14 protein-coding genes and 2 pseudogenes are annotated in these 15,152 nt (G+C 56.9%); 8 read left to right on the top strand and 8 right to left on the bottom strand.

Annotated features, from left to right (window positions below):
* Positions 1–39: 39 nt before the first annotated feature.
* The 7 genes from acpP to yceD form a co-directional block, all read right to left on the bottom strand.
* Positions 40–276 (bottom strand): acyl carrier protein, encoded by a 237-nt coding sequence (gene acpP, locus GTU79_RS09230; protein ID WP_214513862.1) that lies wholly within the window; start codon positions 274–276, stop codon positions 40–42.
* A gap of 154 nt (positions 277–430) precedes the next feature.
* Positions 431–1,165 (bottom strand): 3-oxoacyl-ACP reductase FabG, encoded by a 735-nt coding sequence (gene fabG, locus GTU79_RS09225; protein WP_132922488.1) that lies wholly within the window; start codon positions 1,163–1,165, stop codon positions 431–433.
* Positions 1,166–1,176: 11 nt separating this feature from the next.
* A complete protein-coding gene (fabD, locus tag GTU79_RS09220) occupies positions 1,177–2,109 on the bottom strand; it encodes an ACP S-malonyltransferase (RefSeq protein WP_214513861.1) in 933 nt (310 codons plus the stop codon).
* Between the two features lie 143 nt (positions 2,110–2,252).
* The gene (locus GTU79_RS09215) at positions 2,253–3,206 is read right to left on the bottom strand and encodes a beta-ketoacyl-ACP synthase III (protein ID WP_132922490.1); all 954 of its coding nucleotides are present in this window, start codon (positions 3,204–3,206) and stop codon (positions 2,253–2,255) included.
* A 6-nt stretch (positions 3,207–3,212) separates the two neighbouring features.
* Complete coding sequence (plsX, locus tag GTU79_RS09210; RefSeq protein WP_132922491.1) at positions 3,213–4,247, bottom strand: phosphate acyltransferase PlsX; 1,035 nt, start codon at positions 4,245–4,247, stop codon at positions 3,213–3,215.
* A 15-nt stretch (positions 4,248–4,262) separates the two neighbouring features.
* A complete protein-coding gene (rpmF, locus tag GTU79_RS09205; protein WP_214513860.1) occupies positions 4,263–4,433 on the bottom strand; it encodes a 50S ribosomal protein L32 in 171 nt (56 codons plus the stop codon).
* A 16-nt stretch (positions 4,434–4,449) separates the two neighbouring features.
* Positions 4,450–4,971, bottom strand: a complete 522-nt coding sequence (yceD, locus tag GTU79_RS09200; RefSeq protein WP_132922493.1) for a 23S rRNA accumulation protein YceD — start codon at positions 4,969–4,971, stop codon at positions 4,450–4,452.
* Between the two features lie 140 nt (positions 4,972–5,111).
* On the opposite strand from yceD, the gene GTU79_RS09195 reads away from it, so the two are divergent.
* Entirely contained in the window at positions 5,112–5,717 is a 606-nt protein-coding gene (locus GTU79_RS09195; protein ID WP_203522134.1) for a Maf family protein, read from the top strand.
* On the opposite strand, the gene rluC is transcribed toward GTU79_RS09195, so the two are convergent.
* Positions 5,708–6,664, bottom strand: coding sequence for a 23S rRNA pseudouridine(955/2504/2580) synthase RluC (gene rluC / locus GTU79_RS09190; RefSeq protein ID WP_132927816.1), 957 nt, complete (start codon positions 6,662–6,664; stop codon positions 5,708–5,710). The genes GTU79_RS09195 and rluC overlap by 10 nt on opposite strands.
* A 625-nt stretch (positions 6,665–7,289) precedes the next feature.
* On the opposite strand from rluC, the pseudogene rne reads away from it, so the two are divergent.
* The 7 genes and pseudogenes from rne to solA all read left to right on the top strand — a co-directional run.
* Positions 7,290–10,369, top strand: a pseudogene (gene rne / locus GTU79_RS09185) (ribonuclease E); the annotation flags it as partial.
* A gap of 804 nt (positions 10,370–11,173) precedes the next feature.
* Complete coding sequence (locus GTU79_RS30160; RefSeq protein WP_253073637.1) at positions 11,174–11,341, top strand: hypothetical protein; 168 nt, start codon at positions 11,174–11,176, stop codon at positions 11,339–11,341.
* A 163-nt stretch (positions 11,342–11,504) separates the two neighbouring features.
* Entirely contained in the window at positions 11,505–12,551 is a 1,047-nt protein-coding gene (gene pyrC, locus GTU79_RS09180) for a dihydroorotase (RefSeq protein ID WP_203522136.1), read from the top strand.
* 128 nt (positions 12,552–12,679) lie between these two features.
* The gene (gene dinI, locus GTU79_RS09175; protein WP_132922497.1) at positions 12,680–12,919 is read left to right on the top strand and encodes a DNA damage-inducible protein I; all 240 of its coding nucleotides are present in this window, start codon (positions 12,680–12,682) and stop codon (positions 12,917–12,919) included.
* A 214-nt stretch (positions 12,920–13,133) separates the two neighbouring features.
* Entirely contained in the window at positions 13,134–13,403 is a 270-nt protein-coding gene (locus GTU79_RS09170) for a hypothetical protein (protein ID WP_132922498.1), read from the top strand.
* Positions 13,404–13,606: 203 nt separating this feature from the next.
* A complete protein-coding gene (gene bssS / locus GTU79_RS09165; protein ID WP_132922499.1) occupies positions 13,607–13,861 on the top strand; it encodes a biofilm formation regulator BssS in 255 nt (84 codons plus the stop codon).
* A 154-nt stretch (positions 13,862–14,015) separates the two neighbouring features.
* Positions 14,016–15,134, top strand: a pseudogene (gene solA / locus GTU79_RS09160) (N-methyl-L-tryptophan oxidase).
* Positions 15,135–15,152: the final 18 nt, after the last annotated feature.

Here is a 15,152-nt window from a genome sequence, read left to right as displayed (position 1 = left end):
AAAACTTAGGCGGTCGAAGGACCGCCTAGGGATGTTCGCTTACTGCTGGCTTGCCTGAATGAAATCAATCGCTGCCTGAACAGTAGGGATTTTCTCAGCTTCCTCGTCCGGAATTTCGGTATCAAATTCTTCTTCCAGCGCCATTACCAGCTCAACAGTGTCAAGGGAATCTGCGCCGAGGTCATCAACGAAAGAAGCATTGTTCACGACTTCTTCTTTCTTAACACCCAGTTGCTCAGCGATGATTGCCTTAACTTTTTCTTCGGTAGTGCTCATACTCTTAAATTTCCTATCAAAACTCGCTTTCGCGATGGTTTTCGTAGTGTATAAAATGTTGAAAAAGATGCAACTAAATCCCGGCTGGTCAAACCACGATTTTATGCTATTTTGCGGTTTTTACCACAAATAACGCAAATGATTTTCGTGCTTTTCACAGCATATACATGCCGCCATTGACATGTATCGTTTCACCGGTAATGTATGCCGCCTCGTCAGAAGCGAAAAAAGCAACAACACTGGCAATTTCCTGTGGATCGCCGAGACGGTTGGCCGGAATTCTGGTCAAAATTTCCGCTCGGTGTTCATCTGTCAACGCTTCGGTCATATCTGTAGCTATAAATCCGGGCGCCACCACGTTTACCGTGATGCCCCGCGAAGCGACTTCCCGCGCCAGGGATTTGCTAAAACCCACCAGGCCGGCTTTCGCCGCGGCATAATTCGCTTGCCCGGCATTACCCATTGAGCCGACGACAGAACCGATGGTAATGATTCTGCCGTAGCGCTTTTTCATCATCGCGCGCATTACCGCCTTGGACATGCGGAACACGGAGGTCAGGTTAGTATCTAGGATAGACTGCCATTCCTCTTCTTTCATGCGCATCAGTAGATTATCACGCGTGATGCCGGCATTATTCACTAAAATGTCGACTTCGCCAAATTCCGCACGTATTTTCTCCAAAAGCGACTCAATGGAGGCGCTGTCAGAGACGTCCAGACGCAGCCCTTTGCCTTTGCCGGCGAGATAAGCGCTGATGGCGTCGGCGCCCGGTTCGCTGGTGGCGGTACCGATAACCGTCGCACCGCATGCCGCCAGTTTCTCGGCGATAGCGCGGCCAATACCTCGGCTGGCGCCCGTGACCAGGGCGATTTTACCTTCAAAACCCATTAAATTCCCCATTATTTTTGCTCAATCGCCGCAGCCAGCGAAGCGGGATCGTTCCCCCCCTGGCCGGACAGGGTGTCAACGATGCGTTTGGTCAAACCGGTAAGGACTTTGCCGGGACCCGCCTCAATCAATACCTCGGCGCCTTGGGCGGCAAGATACTGAACCGTTTCCGTCCACCGTACCGGGTTGTAAAGCTGGCGCACCAGCGCGCTGCGGATGGCGTCGGGGTCGGTTTCCGCTTTTACGTCGACGTTATTCACCACCGGCACCTCAGGAATGGAGAAACGAACGTCCCGCAGGGCCAGCGCGAGTTTTTCCGCCGCCGGCTCCATCAGCGCGCAGTGGGAAGGCACGCTCACCGGCAAAGGAAGCGCGCGTTTCGCGCCGGCCGCTTTACAGGCCGCGCCGGCACGCTCAACCGCTTCTTTATGGCCGGCGATCACCACCTGGCCCGGCGAATTGAAGTTCACCGGCGCGACCACCTGTCCCTGCGCCGATTCTTCGCAGGCTCTGGCGATGGCGGCATTATCCAGGCCGATAATGGCCGACATTCCACCGACGCCGGCGGGAACCGCTTCCTGCATCAGCTTGCCGCGCAGTTCCACCAGCTTAACCGCCGCGGTGAATTCCAGCACGCCGGCGCACACCAGCGCGGAATATTCGCCCAGGCTATGTCCCGCCAGCCAGGCGGGAATTTTCCCGCCCTGCTGCCGCCAAACCCGCCAAATGGACACCGAAGCCGCCAGCAATGCCGGCTGGGTCTGCCAGGTTTTATTCAGTTCTTCCACCGGACCTTGCTGCGTTAATGCCCATAAATCATATCCCAGTGCGGCGGAGGCTTCGCCAAAAGTGGTCTCAACCAGCGGATAAAGCGCGGCCAGTTCAGCCAGCATACCCACGGATTGAGAACCCTGCCCCGGGAAAACCATTGCCAGTTCTGTCATATTTTTATTCCCATTATACCCTTCATCTTTCAAACTGCAGCGGCGTTGGCTGCGCCCGCTTACCCCAGTCACTTAGTTAGCTAAGCTCCTGGGGATGCACGAGCTTGCCGCCTTGCTGCAACTCGAAAGCTTTTGGGTATAGATTAAAATCTAATCAGAGCCGAACCCCAGGTAAAGCCGCCGCCGAAAGCTTCAAGCAAAATCAGCTGTCCCCGTTGAATCCGGCCGTCACGCACCGCTTCGTCCAGCGCCAACGGCACGGAGGCGGCGGAGGTGTTGCCCTGACGATCCAGTGTGACTATCACTTTATCCATGCTCATATTGAGCCTCTTCGCCGTGGCGGCGATGATGCGCAGGTTCGCCTGATGGGGCACCAGCCAGTCAAGCTCGGACCGATCCAGCCGGTTGGCGGTCAGGGTTTCATCCACGATGTGCGCCAGCTCGGTGACCGCCACTTTAAACACTTCGTTGCCCGACATGGTCAGGAACGCCGGCGCCGTGGGATCGAGACGGTTATGGTACGGCAAGGTCAGCAGCTCGCCATAACGTCCGTCCGCATGCAGATGGGTGGACAAAATGCCCGGCTGTTCACTGCGGCCCAGCACTACGGCGCCCGCCCCGTCGCCGAAAAGAATCAGCGTGCCGCGGTCGGTGGGATCCAGGGTGCGGCTCAGCATATCCGAACCCACCACCAGCGCATACTCCACCGCGCCGCTTTTGATATATTGATCCGCCACGCTCAGCGCATAGGCGAAACCCGCGCAAGCCGCCGCGATATCAAAAGAAACGGTATCGCGAATGCCCAATTTAAGCTGGATTTCGCATGCCGAACTGGGAAAGGCATGGCTCGATGACGTGGTGGCGACAAGAATGAGCCCCACCTGATCCGGCCGGATGCCGGCCATGTCGAGAGCCTGTTGCGCGGCGGTAAAACCCATGGTGGACACCGTTTCGTGCACTCCGGCGATGCGCCGTTCACGAATACCGGTACGCGTCACAATCCATTCGTCGGAGGTATCCACCATTTTTTCCAGGTCCGCATTCGACCTTATTTGCACCGGCAGATAACTCCCGGTACCGAGAATCTTTGTATACATGTACGCTTAATCACTCTTGGGTAATACCGCATCCAGGCGCGCGGCGATCTTTTCGGGAATCTGCCGCTCCACCGCTTGCATTGCCTGTTCGATCGCGACGGCGAACGCGCGCTGATTCGCCGCGCCGTGACTTTTGATAACCGTACCACGTAAACCTAACAGACATGCGCCATTGTATTGGTCGGGATTGAGATGACCGAATTGGCGGGCGAGACGTTTTTTCACCCAACGTTTCGCGAACTTCATAAACCAACTCTGCCTGCCGCCGTCCCCTGAGGATTTAAGCAAAGACAGAAAAAGTCTTATCACCCCTTCCATGGTCTTTAACGTGACATTGCCGACAAACCCGTCACAAATCAAAACGTCGGTCTTTCCGGTCAGCAATTCATTGGCTTCAAGATACCCGATATAATTGATTGACGGAATACTTCGCAGTATGACAGCCGCCTGGTGAATATTATCGAGACCCTTGGTTTCTTCCTCGCCGATATTCAGCAGCGCCACCCGCGGGTTTTCAATGCCGATGATATCTTCCGCCACCACGGCGCCCATAATGGCGAATTGGGCCAGCATCTCCCCGTCGCATTCCACGTTGGCGCCCAGATCCAGCACCACGGTTTTTCCCTTCTGCTGGTGGGGCAATATAGTCATCAGCGCCGGGCGCTGGATGCCCTCCAGAGGTTTGATCAGCAATTTGGCCAGTCCCATCAGCGCACCGGTGTTCCCGGCGCTGACGCAGGCCTGCGCCCGTCCTTCCTTGATCAGTTCCAGCATGACGCGCATGGAGGTGCCGCGACTGGCCCTGATGGCAACGGAAGGTTTAGCGTCACCGGCAATAACGGATTCAGCGGTAACCACCGTCAGACGCTCGCGCAGAACGGAATCTGTTTTTGACAGTAAAGGATTTATCGCGGCGGGATCGCCGACCAGCAGCAGCTCTAATTGGGGATGATAAGCCAGTGCCTGCAATGCAGCAGGCACCGTAACGGCGGGACCGAAATCACCGCCCATTGCATCTAACGCAAGGGTTAGACGTATCAATGTATCGCCTTTGTATTACTTGGCGATAACTTTACGACCGCGGTAGAAACCGTCGGCAGTGATATGGTGACGCAGATGAGTTTCACCGGAGGCTTTATCCACCGAGACGGCGGATGTGGTCAGCGCGTCGTGTGAACGGCCCATACCACGGGTGGAACGGGACGGCTTGGTTTGTTGTACGGCCATGGACCTTACTCCTTGATTACTTACGCTTTAAACTGGCTAATACGGAAAACGGGTTGGGTTTTTCAACCTCGGACGGCAATTTGCCGAATACCTGTTCCGTGTCGGACACTTCACAGTGTTCAGGATCATGCACCGGTGCGATGGGCAATGAAAGAATAATTTCATCTTCAATCATCGCCAGCAGGTCTACCTCGCCATATTCGGTGACATAGGCCGCCTCGTACGCTTCCGGCAATGCCTCAGCCTGTTCGTCGGTAACGACCGGGCTAAAACAAAATGTCGTGTGTACCTGATGCGCAAACGGCTGGTTGCAGCGCTGGCATGTGAGCGTGACCGCCACCTCCGCGCTGCCCCTGATAACCGCCAGGCGTTGATCATCGATATCGAACGATAACGCCGCCTGAACATCGCTATCCACACTTACCACGGATTCGGCAACGCGACTCACCTGCTCAGAGCCATAGACACCAACATAATCCAGGCGTTTCTGAGCGGCGCGTACCGCATCAATGGTCAGGGGTAATTTTACCTTTTGCATAGGGCGCGCATATTAACTTTGTAACGGCATAGAGTCAAAGAAAAAGGCTAATTATGAGCGCCTTTTACCAATATTCGCTTCCAGAGCGGCGAACAGTTTAAAATGAGTCAGGGAAATACGCTACGGTCGGATTAAAATTTATGTGCAAAATTGTTCTCGCTTCTTCTTCGCCCTTTCGCCGGGCGCTATTGGAAAAACTCCGGCTGCCGTTTCTCACCTGTGCGCCGGATATAGATGAAGCCCCGCTGTCCGGGGAATCGCCGCGGGATATGGTACTGCGCCTGTCCGCCGGCAAGGCCGCCGCGCTGCGGATAAAATATGAGCGCCACCTGATTATCGGCTCCGATCAGTGCTGCGTCCTGGGGGGCGAAATCACCGGCAAGCCCCTTAGCAGGGAGAACGCCGTCAGACAGCTTCGACGCGCCAGCGGTAAGAGGGTGACGTTCTATACCGGCCTGGTTTTGCTCAACAGCGCCACCGGACGGCTGCAGCAAACGGTGGAGACGTTCCAGGTGACGTTTCGCGGCCTGTCGGATCGGGAAATCGAGGGTTACGTAGACGCCGAGCAGCCTTTAAACTGCGCGGGTGCGTTCAAATGCGAGGGACTGGGCATCACCCTGTTCCAGTCCCTTGACGGCCGGGACCCGAACAGCTTGATAGGCCTGCCGCTCATCGCCCTGGCGGCCATGCTGCGTAACGAGGGGATTAATCCCCTTGACGGAGCGCAATGCCCCCGCTATTTGTGATTAAGCCGCATATAGGCTAGGCATTGGCGCAGTTCATTGTCCAGCGGCGCTTCGATACGCATGGTTTCGCCGGTGGCGGGATGATCGAAGCGCAAGGCGGCGGCATGGAGAAATAACCGGTGCAGGCCGGTTCCCTTCAGAAACCGGTCGAATTCGGCGTCGCCATACCGATCGTCAAAGGCGATGGGATGGCCGGCAAACTGCGCATGCACACGGATTTGGTGGGTGCGGCCGGTAACCGGACTGGCCTTCACCAGGGTGGCGCGGGTAAACCGCTCTTCCACTTTAAAGCGCGTCTCGGAGGGTTTACCCTCGATGCCGACCCGTACGATACGCTCTCCGCTGGCCAGGATATTTTTAATCAGCGGCGCGGACACTGCTTTGTTGTGGGACGGCCATTCGCCGCGCACCAGCGCCAGATAATCTTTTTGCATGCCCTTGAGGCGCAATTGCTCATGGAGCAGCCTCAGGGCCGAGCGTTTTTTGGCAATCAGCAGCACCCCGGAGGTATCGCGATCGAGCCGGTGCACCAACTCAAGAAAATGGGCCGCCGGACGCAGCGCCCTCAATCCCTCGATAACGCCGAAGCTTAATCCGCTGCCGCCGTGCACCGCCGTACCCGAGGGCTTGTTGAGAATCAGCAGATGATCGTCTTCATAGAGCACCGCATCCGCCAGGGCCGCCACCTTGTCCAGATGAACGGAAACCGGCGCCTGTTCAGGCTCCGATTGGCGTACCGGCGGAATACGCAGCTCATCGCCGTCTTCCAGTTTGTATTCCGGTTTGACCCTTTTTTTATTGACCCGCACTTCCCCTTTACGCACGATGCGATAAATCATGCTTTTCGGTACGCCCTTTAATCGGGTACGCAAAAAATTGTCGATTCGCTGGCCGGCCTGGTCAGCGGAAATGGTGATAAATTGTACGCCGGTATTATTTTCATTCATGGGAGGCGATTCTAAATATACCGTCGGCATAGCGCCACTCCTTTTTCTGTGCTTAACTGTGCTTTAATCGGTAAGAAAGTTTTGCGGGTTGTTTTCGCGCTCTCGGCAGACCCATGCCGGCGGAATATTTATCCAATAGCTTTCACGTTGCAGCCAACTCGGCTTCGGCTTGAAAGATGACGGGTATAACCGTAAGTCTGAATATTGTTGCCGAGAGGTAAAGTCGCCTTGCTATATGTGTGTCAGCGGTGGAATAATGTCTTTACTTTCCACGCTGCTTACGTAAAGGCGAAGAAACGTGGAATTTTTTAAATTTGCCTGATTAACCATACACGCGGCAATGGCGTAAGACGTATTGATTATTCAGGCAGTTAGCGGGCTGCGGATTGCAGCTTGGCCGGCAAAAGGAATTCGTTCTGGCGACAGACTTCAGACGTTATTCCCTCAATAAAAGCGCTGTTTTTCTCTCGGAAAACAGGCTACCGAAATAATGCGCCCCTCTGCTGACGACAACCGTGAGGTTGACGGTATTGCGACAAGACACGGGGCCGTCGGTGATTACCCGGTCTTGCGTTTTTTTTGCCCGCAGCTCTGATGCCAATGCATAAAAAAGAGTAAGTTGAAGATGAAGAGAATGTTAATAAACGCGACTCAGCAGGAAGAGTTGCGCGTAGCCCTGGTAGACGGCCAGCGGCTCTACGATCTGGATATTGAAAGCCCCGGTCATGAGCAGAAAAAAGCCAATATTTACAAGGGTAAAATCACCCGTATCGAACCCAGTCTTGAAGCGGCGTTTGTGGATTACGGCGCCGAACGCCACGGATTTCTTCCCCTGAAGGAAATCGCCCGCGAGTATTTTCCCGCACAATATTCCTCCCACGGCCGGCCCAATATCAAGGACGTGCTGCGGGAAGGACAGGAAGTGATCGTCCAGGTTGATAAAGAGGAACGCGGTAACAAAGGCGCGGCCTTGACCACCTTTATCAGCCTGGCCGGCAGCTATCTGGTCCTGATGCCGAACAACCCTCGCGCCGGCGGGATCTCCCGCCGCATCGAAGGCGATGACCGCACCGAGCTAAAAGAGGCGCTATCTTCCCTGGAACTGCCTGAAGGCATGGGGCTTATCGTCCGTACCGCCGGGGTGGGCAAATCCGCCGATGCGCTGCAATGGGATCTGGCTTTCCGCCTCAAGCATTGGGAAGCGATTAAAAAAGCCGCCGAAGGCAGGCCGGCGCCGTTTCTGATTCATCAGGAGAGCAACGTGATCGTCCGGGCTTTCCGCGATTACCTGCGCCCCGATATCGGTGAAATCCTGATTGATAATCCCAACGTGCTGGAAAAGGCGAAGGAACACATCGCCTCTCTGGGCCGTCCGGATTTCAGCAGCAAGATCAAATTGTACAGCGGCGAGATTCCGTTGTTCAGCCATTATCAAATCGAATCGCAAATCGAATCCGCTTTCCAGCGTGAAGTACGCCTGCCTTCGGGCGGTTCGATTGTTATTGACTCCACCGAGGCGCTGACCGCCATCGATATCAACTCCGCGCGCTCCACTCGCGGCGGCGATATTGAGGAAACCGCATTCAATACCAATCTGGAGGCAGCGGATGAAATCGCCCGCCAGCTTCGCCTGCGGGATCTCGGCGGCCTGATCGTCATCGATTTTATCGATATGACGCCGGTACGCCATCAGCGTGAAGTCGAAAACTGCCTGCGGGAATCAGTGCGCCAGGATCGCGCCAGGATACAAATCGGCCGCATCTCCCGCTTCGGTTTACTTGAGCTGTCCCGCCAGCGACTGAGCCCCTCATTGGGAGAATCCAGTCACCACGTCTGCCCGCGCTGCGGCGGCACCGGTACCATCCGCGATAACGAATCGCTGTCGCTTTCCATTTTGCGCCTGATTGAAGAAGAGGCGCTAAAAGAGAATACCCACGAAGTCCACGCCATCGTGCCGGTGCAAATCGCCTCTTACCTGCTCAACGAGAAACGCGATTCGGTGAATGCCATCGAGAAGCGCCAGGGCGGCGTACGCGCCGTGATTGTTCCCCACGATCAGATGCAGACGCCGCATTACGCCGTTTTGCGCGTCCGCAAGGGCGAAGAAGCGCCGACGTTAAGCTATCTGCTGCCGCAGCTGCACGAAGCGGAAATGGCTCAGCCGTCCGAAGAGCCCGCGGCCGAACGCAAGCTGCCCGAGCAGCCGGCACTGGCCGCATTCGTCATGCCGGATTCCCCGCCCATCGCCAGCGACACGGCCATTAAGGAACCGGCCCCGGCCGCGGCGGATATCGTTGCCGCGCCCGCCCGTGCCGTGACCGCCGCGCCGGCCTCCGCCGGTTTGCTGAGCCGCGCCGTCAGCCGGATTAAAGGCTGGTTCAGCGCCCCGGCGGAAGAAGAAGTAAAACCCGCGGAGCCGGTGGAACAGGCCGTCGCCGAAGAGTCCGAGACTCCGCGCCGTCAGGGAGGCCGGGGGCAGCGTCGTCAGAACGTGCGCCGCGACCGTAACGGCGAACGCGAAGCCCGCGCGCCGCAGGAAGGACGGCAGCCTCGCGAACCTCGCGAGTCGCGGGAACCGCGGGATCGCCGTGATGAAGCGCGCAAAGGCAAACGTCAGAATGCTCCCGTCGAGACGGAGATCATTGATGAAATCGGGGAGCAGATTCCAACCGAGGCCCAGCCTGCGCCGCGTCGCGAACCCCGGAGCGATCGCCCGCGCCGACGCCAGGATGATAAACGCCAGGCGCCGCAGCAGGAAGCGAAGCCGCTGCCCGTTGAAGAGCCCGCTGACATCGTCGAGACGGTGAATGAGGACGACCAGCCGACGCCGGTCATGCCGCGCCGGCCCCGTCGTAACCTTACGCAAAAATCCGTGTTACCGATCCCGCCGCTGAAAGCAGCGCACCAGAGGTCACCGAGGCGTCCTACGCCGCTCCGGTGCAGGAAAGCCATGAGACGCCGCTGCCCGTTCTGGCGGATGTTCAGGACAACTCATCCGCGGAAAATTACAGCGATAACGGTCGTAACAATAACGAAACGGGCCTGCCCCGCCGCTCCCGCCGATCGCCCCGCCATTTGCGGGTCAGCGGCCAACGCCGTCGCCGCTATCGTGACGAGCGCTATCTGGCTCAATCACCGGTCCCCCTGAGCAGTGCGGTGATGTCGCCGGAAATGGCGTCCGGTAAAGTCTGGATCAGTTATCCGGTAACGCCCGTCGAACGTTTCGAGCTTTCGCCCGTTGCGCCGCTGGAAGAGCTGGAACCCCTGACCGGGGATGACCGGAATGGCGTAATGCTGTCCGAACCTCTGTCGGCCCGGGAACGTCCCGCGACAACGGTGGTGCCGCAGCATGCCACCCCGGTACAGCAAGCCGCCGTCGATGAAGTCCCCTCGGTAATCAAAGACGAGGATCATCCCGGATCATGGGCGATGTTATCCGCCGCCAAGCCGGCTGAGATCATGACCGACGAACCTTACGGCAGCGTAAAATCCGTCTCGTCCGCGGCGAATCGTTCCGATGAGGTCTCCTTTGACGACGAAGAGCCAGAGCATACCGATATCACTGCCTCGGTCCGGTCCGCTCCGGCGGCTGAAACCGGCGAAGCCGATATCGATGCGCCCGTACAGTCCGCTCCGGCGGCTGAAACCGGCGAAGCCGATATCGATGCGCCCGTACAGTCCGCTCCGGCGGTGGAAACCGGCGAAGCTGATATCATTGCGCCCGTACAGTCCGCTCCGGCGGTGGAAACCGGCGAAGCTGATATCATTGCGCCCGCACAGTCCGCTCCGGCGGTGGAAACCGGCGAATCCGGTATCAATGCGCCCGCACAGTCCGCTCCGGCGGTGGAAACCGGTGAATCCGGTATCGATGCGCCCGCACAGTCCGCTCCGGCGGCTGAAACCGGCAAAGCTGATATCAATGCGCCCGCACAGTCCGCTCCGGCGGCCGAAACCGGCAATTCGGATGCTTCTGCCCAGCCCGCTTCGGCGGCTGAATCCGGTGAATCCGACGCGAACACGTCCGCCCAACCGGCTCCCGCCGTTACCCAGCCGATTGTCACCGGTTCGGTTATCCCCGAAGCGGACGCCGATACATCGGCTCAGCCCGCGCCAGTGCCGGTGGTCAACCAGCCGATCGTTACCGGTTCGGTTATCCCTGAAAGAAGCAACGCTATTCCGGCTGCTGCAACGCCCCCCGCTCAACCTGAAGGGAACGCTCCCGCAGCGGATGTTATCGCCGCGAAGCCGCCGGTGGCTGTGCAATACCTTTCGGACGATACCATTGTCGCCAGCCAGCTCTCCCGCAAAACGACGGAGCCGGACCTGAATCCGGCGACACCGGTCCCGGCGGCCGAATCGGCGGAGCCCGCGTTAAGCAAGGTGGCCGACCTGCCGGCCGAACCGGCCGCTGGGAACGCCTCTGCGGAAACCCAAGGTACGCCTGGTAGTGATTCGCCCGCTGCCATTGCCGACGCACAGCCGCGTTTTAAACATCACGTGAGCGCGCCTATGACCAAGGCTCCCGCACCGGTTTATGTGCCGCCGGCGGAAAAACCCGGCGAGTGGCACCGTCCGGATTACCACTTTGAAGGACCGGGCGCGGCCGGCGGCCATGCCGCGGTAACGCATGCCGCCGCACCCGCGGCAAAACCTGCGCTGCCCGATGATAAAGAGTAACGCCTTACCGTAACGTTGCAAGACCCGCTCCGGCGGGTCTTTTTTTATACCGTCATCGACGCCAACTAATTAATGCATCTGCCGTCTATTCCGCTTATTCTTGTACCCCTTAATCTGACATTGATTTTTTATGCACATACTTCAATAGCCGGAGTCTCTCCCCATGACCGCACAGCCCGCAATACTCCATATCCGCCGCCCTGATGACTGGCATCTGCATTTGCGTGATGACGAGATGCTGAGCACGGTGCTGCCCTATACCAGCCGTATCTTCGGCCGGGCCATCGTCATGCCGAATCTGACGCCCCCCGTCACCTCCGTTTCCCAGGCCATCGCTTACCGTGAGCGGATTCTGGCGGCAGTCCCCGATGGCCATCATTTCCAGCCGTTAATGACCTGCTATCTCACTGATACGCAGGCGCCGGAGGAATTGATAGCGGGGTTCCGCCAGGGGGTGTTTACCGCCGCCAAACTCTATCCGGCCAACGCCACCACCAACTCAAGCCATGGCGTGACAAAAATCACCGGCATCTATCCCCTGTTCGAGGCCATGGAAGAAAACGGCATGCCGCTGCTGATTCACGGCGAAGTCACCGCGGCGGAAATCGATATATTCGATAGGGAAGCACGGTTCATCGAGACGGTATTGGAGCCGATACGGCGCCGCTTTCCCAGGCTGAAAATAGTCTGCGAGCATATCACCACCCGCGAAGCGGCCCAGTATGTACTGGCCGGCGATCGTTTTTTGGCGGCAACCGTCACCCCGCAGCATCTGATGTTTAACCGCAACCATATGCTGGTGGGAGGAATCCGTCCGCACCTCTATTGCCTGCCGATCCTCAAACGCAATACGCACCAGGAGGCGCTTCGCCAGGCGGTGGCAAGCGGTTGCGATCGCATTTTCCTCGGTACCGACTCGGCGCCCCATCTGCGTCAGCGAAAAGAAAACGACTGCGGCTGTGCCGGCGTATTCAACGCCCCCGCCGCGCTGGCCGCATATGCCACGGTATTTGAAGAGATTGACGCGCTGGAGCATTTTGAAGCGTTTTGTTCCCTGAACGGTCCGCGGTTCTACGGATTGCCCGTCAATGGTGATTTTATCGAACTGCACCGCAGGCCGGAAACCCAGCCGGAACAAATCTCCCTGGGGGATATCATGCTGGTGCCTTTTCTTGCGGGCCAAAGCCTGAACTGGTCGGTTAAGTATTGAAATCTTTTTTTCCACGGCCGGGCGGTGCCCGCGCCGTGGCGAGCGAAACGAAAAATCTTTTATGCCTCTTGCTTTATCGTTATGGGAACTGTATATATGAACAGGCGTTAATACGATGAGACAAAAATATGCGTATTGAAATCACTCTGGCTAAAGCAACGCCGCTTCCCGCGGGCGCGCTTGAGGCCCTGACCCAGGAATTTACCACCCGGATTGATAAACATTTTACCGATTCCCATGTACAGGTACGTTATGCCGGGGCCAACGGCATCAGCGTCATGGGCGGCAGTAAAGAAGATAAGGCGTTAATCACCGACATCCTGCAAGAAACGTGGGAAAGCGCCGATGACTGGTTCGATCCGCAATAAAGGCCATGTATGCCGGTGCCTCGCCGGGAGATGTTCCCGGCTATACTCTCCCCGGCACCGCAGTTGCCGCCAGTTGATCTCTTCTCTCCCCATCCCGCCTTTTACCCGTCTTCCCTTACTGAAAATAATCCGCGCCACTCTTGGCAAATAGCTATTTCTGGTCTGTAATCAGCCAGGATATATGCGTTTTGTGGAATTTTCGGGGAGTGTGACCATGAATGTCAATAAACCAGAAGAAGCCATGACCTTCGGCGAACTGCTCGAGTTAATCAGCGAGCAGCAACGCCGGCTGAATGTGCTGGAAATCGCCTTTTCTTATCTCTCTTTCAGCCTGGATGAAAAAGCCAATCAGCTGCTGATAAATAATCTGCTGCTGGAAGCGCAGAATCAGAACCGCGATGCCGTCATGCAGAAATATTTTTCTCAATTGGCCGACGAAATGGCAAGACGAATCCGCCCGGCAGTTCCTCCCGTCGCCTCCTGACCCGATGGAGTCAGCGCTTTCCATGACAAACCACAAGACCAGGGAATGCGAATGCGTCCCGGCAAAACGCCGCTATAAAAAAAAGTCGCTTATATGGCAAAAAAGTGACAAAGACGGGTATACTTAAATTGCTCGCTAAAATGGAGCCGCATTTAACCTCGACGATACTCTTTTTTCTTAAACGAGTCAGAAAAGGGGTATTTATGGACAGAAAAAACGAGATTATCCATACCCATCCGTTGGTCGGCTGGGATATCAGCACCGTAGATGCCTATAATGCCATGATGATCCGCTTGCATTATATCAATTCAACCAACCAGGCTACCGAAGACGCAGAAGTGGACAGAACCCTGTGGTTGACCACCGATGTCGCTAAACAACTCATATCCATACTTGAAGCCGGCATTGCAAAAATTGAATCGACAGACTACCAGGATCTTGACCACCGAAAACATTAATCTCGATGTTGCCCCTCGGGCATCCGCTGCTTAGCACCGGATGCTTTTTTATTATCCCCCCGTGATTGTTTCCGCCAAATGACGATATACCCATCCTTCGCCGAAAGTCTATACTACGCAAAGCCCGGATTGCCTGACTCAAGGAGTTAACCACATGATTTATGATCTTATTATTGTCGGTAGCGGCTCGGTGGGTTCAGCGGCGGGTTTCTACGGAACCGAAGCCGGTTTGAATGTCCTGATGATTGATGCGGCGTTCCCCCTCATCACGCCGGCAGCCATCACGGTGATACCCGCATCATCCGGCACGCTTACGGGGAGGGTGAAAAATACGTACCAATGGTCCTGCGGGCCCAGGCCCTGTGGGAGGAACTGGCGGTGCGCAGCGGCAATACCCTGTTTCATCGCAGCGGCGTGCTTAATCTGGGGCCGCGCCAGGCAGAATTTATTCAAAACGCCGCCGCCAGCGTTCAAGCCTTCCATTTGCCGTGCGAAACGCTGGATGCCGCCCAGATATCCGCCCGCTGGCCGGAATTTATCGTGCCGGACGATTATCTCGGCGTTTACGAACCGCAGGCCGGCTACCTTAAATCGGAGCTGTCCATCGCCTCCTATATACGGCTGGCGGAAAATGCCGGCTGTGGGCAGCTATTTAACTGCGGCGTCACACAAATCATTGCATTGCCCCGTGGATTCGAGGTGGTGACCATAGAGGGAAGCCGATACCAGTGCCATAAGCTGCTGGTAAGTGCCGGAACCTGGGTGAAAAAACTCCTCCCCATGCTGCCCATAACCCCGGTGCGTAAAGTCTTCGCCTGGCATCAGGCGGACGGCCGCTTCAGTGAAGATAATCATTTCCCGGCATTTACCGTGGAAACGCCTGACGGCGGGCAATATTACCGTTTTCCCCGCCATTAACAATGAGTTGAAAGTGGGCAAGCATAACGGCGGGCAGCCTATTGACGAGCCGGAACAGCGCACGCCTTTCGGCAGCCATGGCACTGACGGCAGCGAGGTTTTCCGTTTCTTGCGGCAGTTTCTGCCCGGCGTCGGCGTTTGCCTCAACGGCGAAGCCTGCAGTTATGATCTCTCGCCGGACGAGGACTTTATCATCGATACCCTGCCGGGCAATTCGGATATGCTGATAGTCAGCGGACTAAGCGGCCATGGTTTCAAATTCGCCAGCGTATTGGGGGAAATAGCCGCCGGTTTTGCCGCCGGACGCGAGGCGGCGTTTGATTTGACTCCTTTCTCGTTGGCCCGTTTCGGCTAAAGCGGGTGCAGGCGCGCC

Source organism: Sodalis ligni, assembly GCF_016865525.2.
Lineage (GTDB): Bacteria > Pseudomonadota > Gammaproteobacteria > Enterobacterales > Enterobacteriaceae > Acerihabitans > Acerihabitans ligni.
This window is presented reverse-complemented; position numbering and strand designations above follow the sequence as displayed.

Bases quoted from the DNA above. Each gene is read 5' to 3' on its own strand.
- acpP (WP_214513862.1), bottom strand. From the start codon at position 276: ATGAGCACTACCGAAGAAAAAGTTAAGGCAATCATCGCTGAGCAACTG.
- fabG (WP_132922488.1), bottom strand. From the start codon at position 1,165: ATGGGTTTTGAAGGTAAAATCGCCCTGGTCACGGGCGCCAGCCGAGGT.
- fabD (WP_214513861.1), bottom strand. From the start codon at position 2,109: ATGACAGAACTGGCAATGGTTTTCCCGGGGCAGGGTTCTCAATCCGTG.
- GTU79_RS09215 (WP_132922490.1), bottom strand. From the start codon at position 3,206: ATGTATACAAAGATTCTCGGTACCGGGAGTTATCTGCCGGTGCAAATA.
- rpmF (WP_214513860.1), bottom strand. From the start codon at position 4,433: ATGGCCGTACAACAAACCAAGCCGTCCCGTTCCACCCGTGGTATGGGC.
- yceD (WP_132922493.1), bottom strand. From the start codon at position 4,971: ATGCAAAAGGTAAAATTACCCCTGACCATTGATGCGGTACGCGCCGCT.
- GTU79_RS09195 (WP_203522134.1), top strand. From the start codon at position 5,112: ATGTGCAAAATTGTTCTCGCTTCTTCTTCGCCCTTTCGCCGGGCGCTA.
- rluC (WP_132927816.1), bottom strand. From the start codon at position 6,664: ATGAATGAAAATAATACCGGCGTACAATTTATCACCATTTCCGCTGAC.
- GTU79_RS30160 (WP_253073637.1), top strand. From the start codon at position 11,174: ATGACCAAGGCTCCCGCACCGGTTTATGTGCCGCCGGCGGAAAAACCC.
- pyrC (WP_203522136.1), top strand. From the start codon at position 11,505: ATGACCGCACAGCCCGCAATACTCCATATCCGCCGCCCTGATGACTGG.
- dinI (WP_132922497.1), top strand. From the start codon at position 12,680: ATGCGTATTGAAATCACTCTGGCTAAAGCAACGCCGCTTCCCGCGGGC.
- GTU79_RS09170 (WP_132922498.1), top strand. From the start codon at position 13,134: ATGAATGTCAATAAACCAGAAGAAGCCATGACCTTCGGCGAACTGCTC.
- bssS (WP_132922499.1), top strand. From the start codon at position 13,607: ATGGACAGAAAAAACGAGATTATCCATACCCATCCGTTGGTCGGCTGG.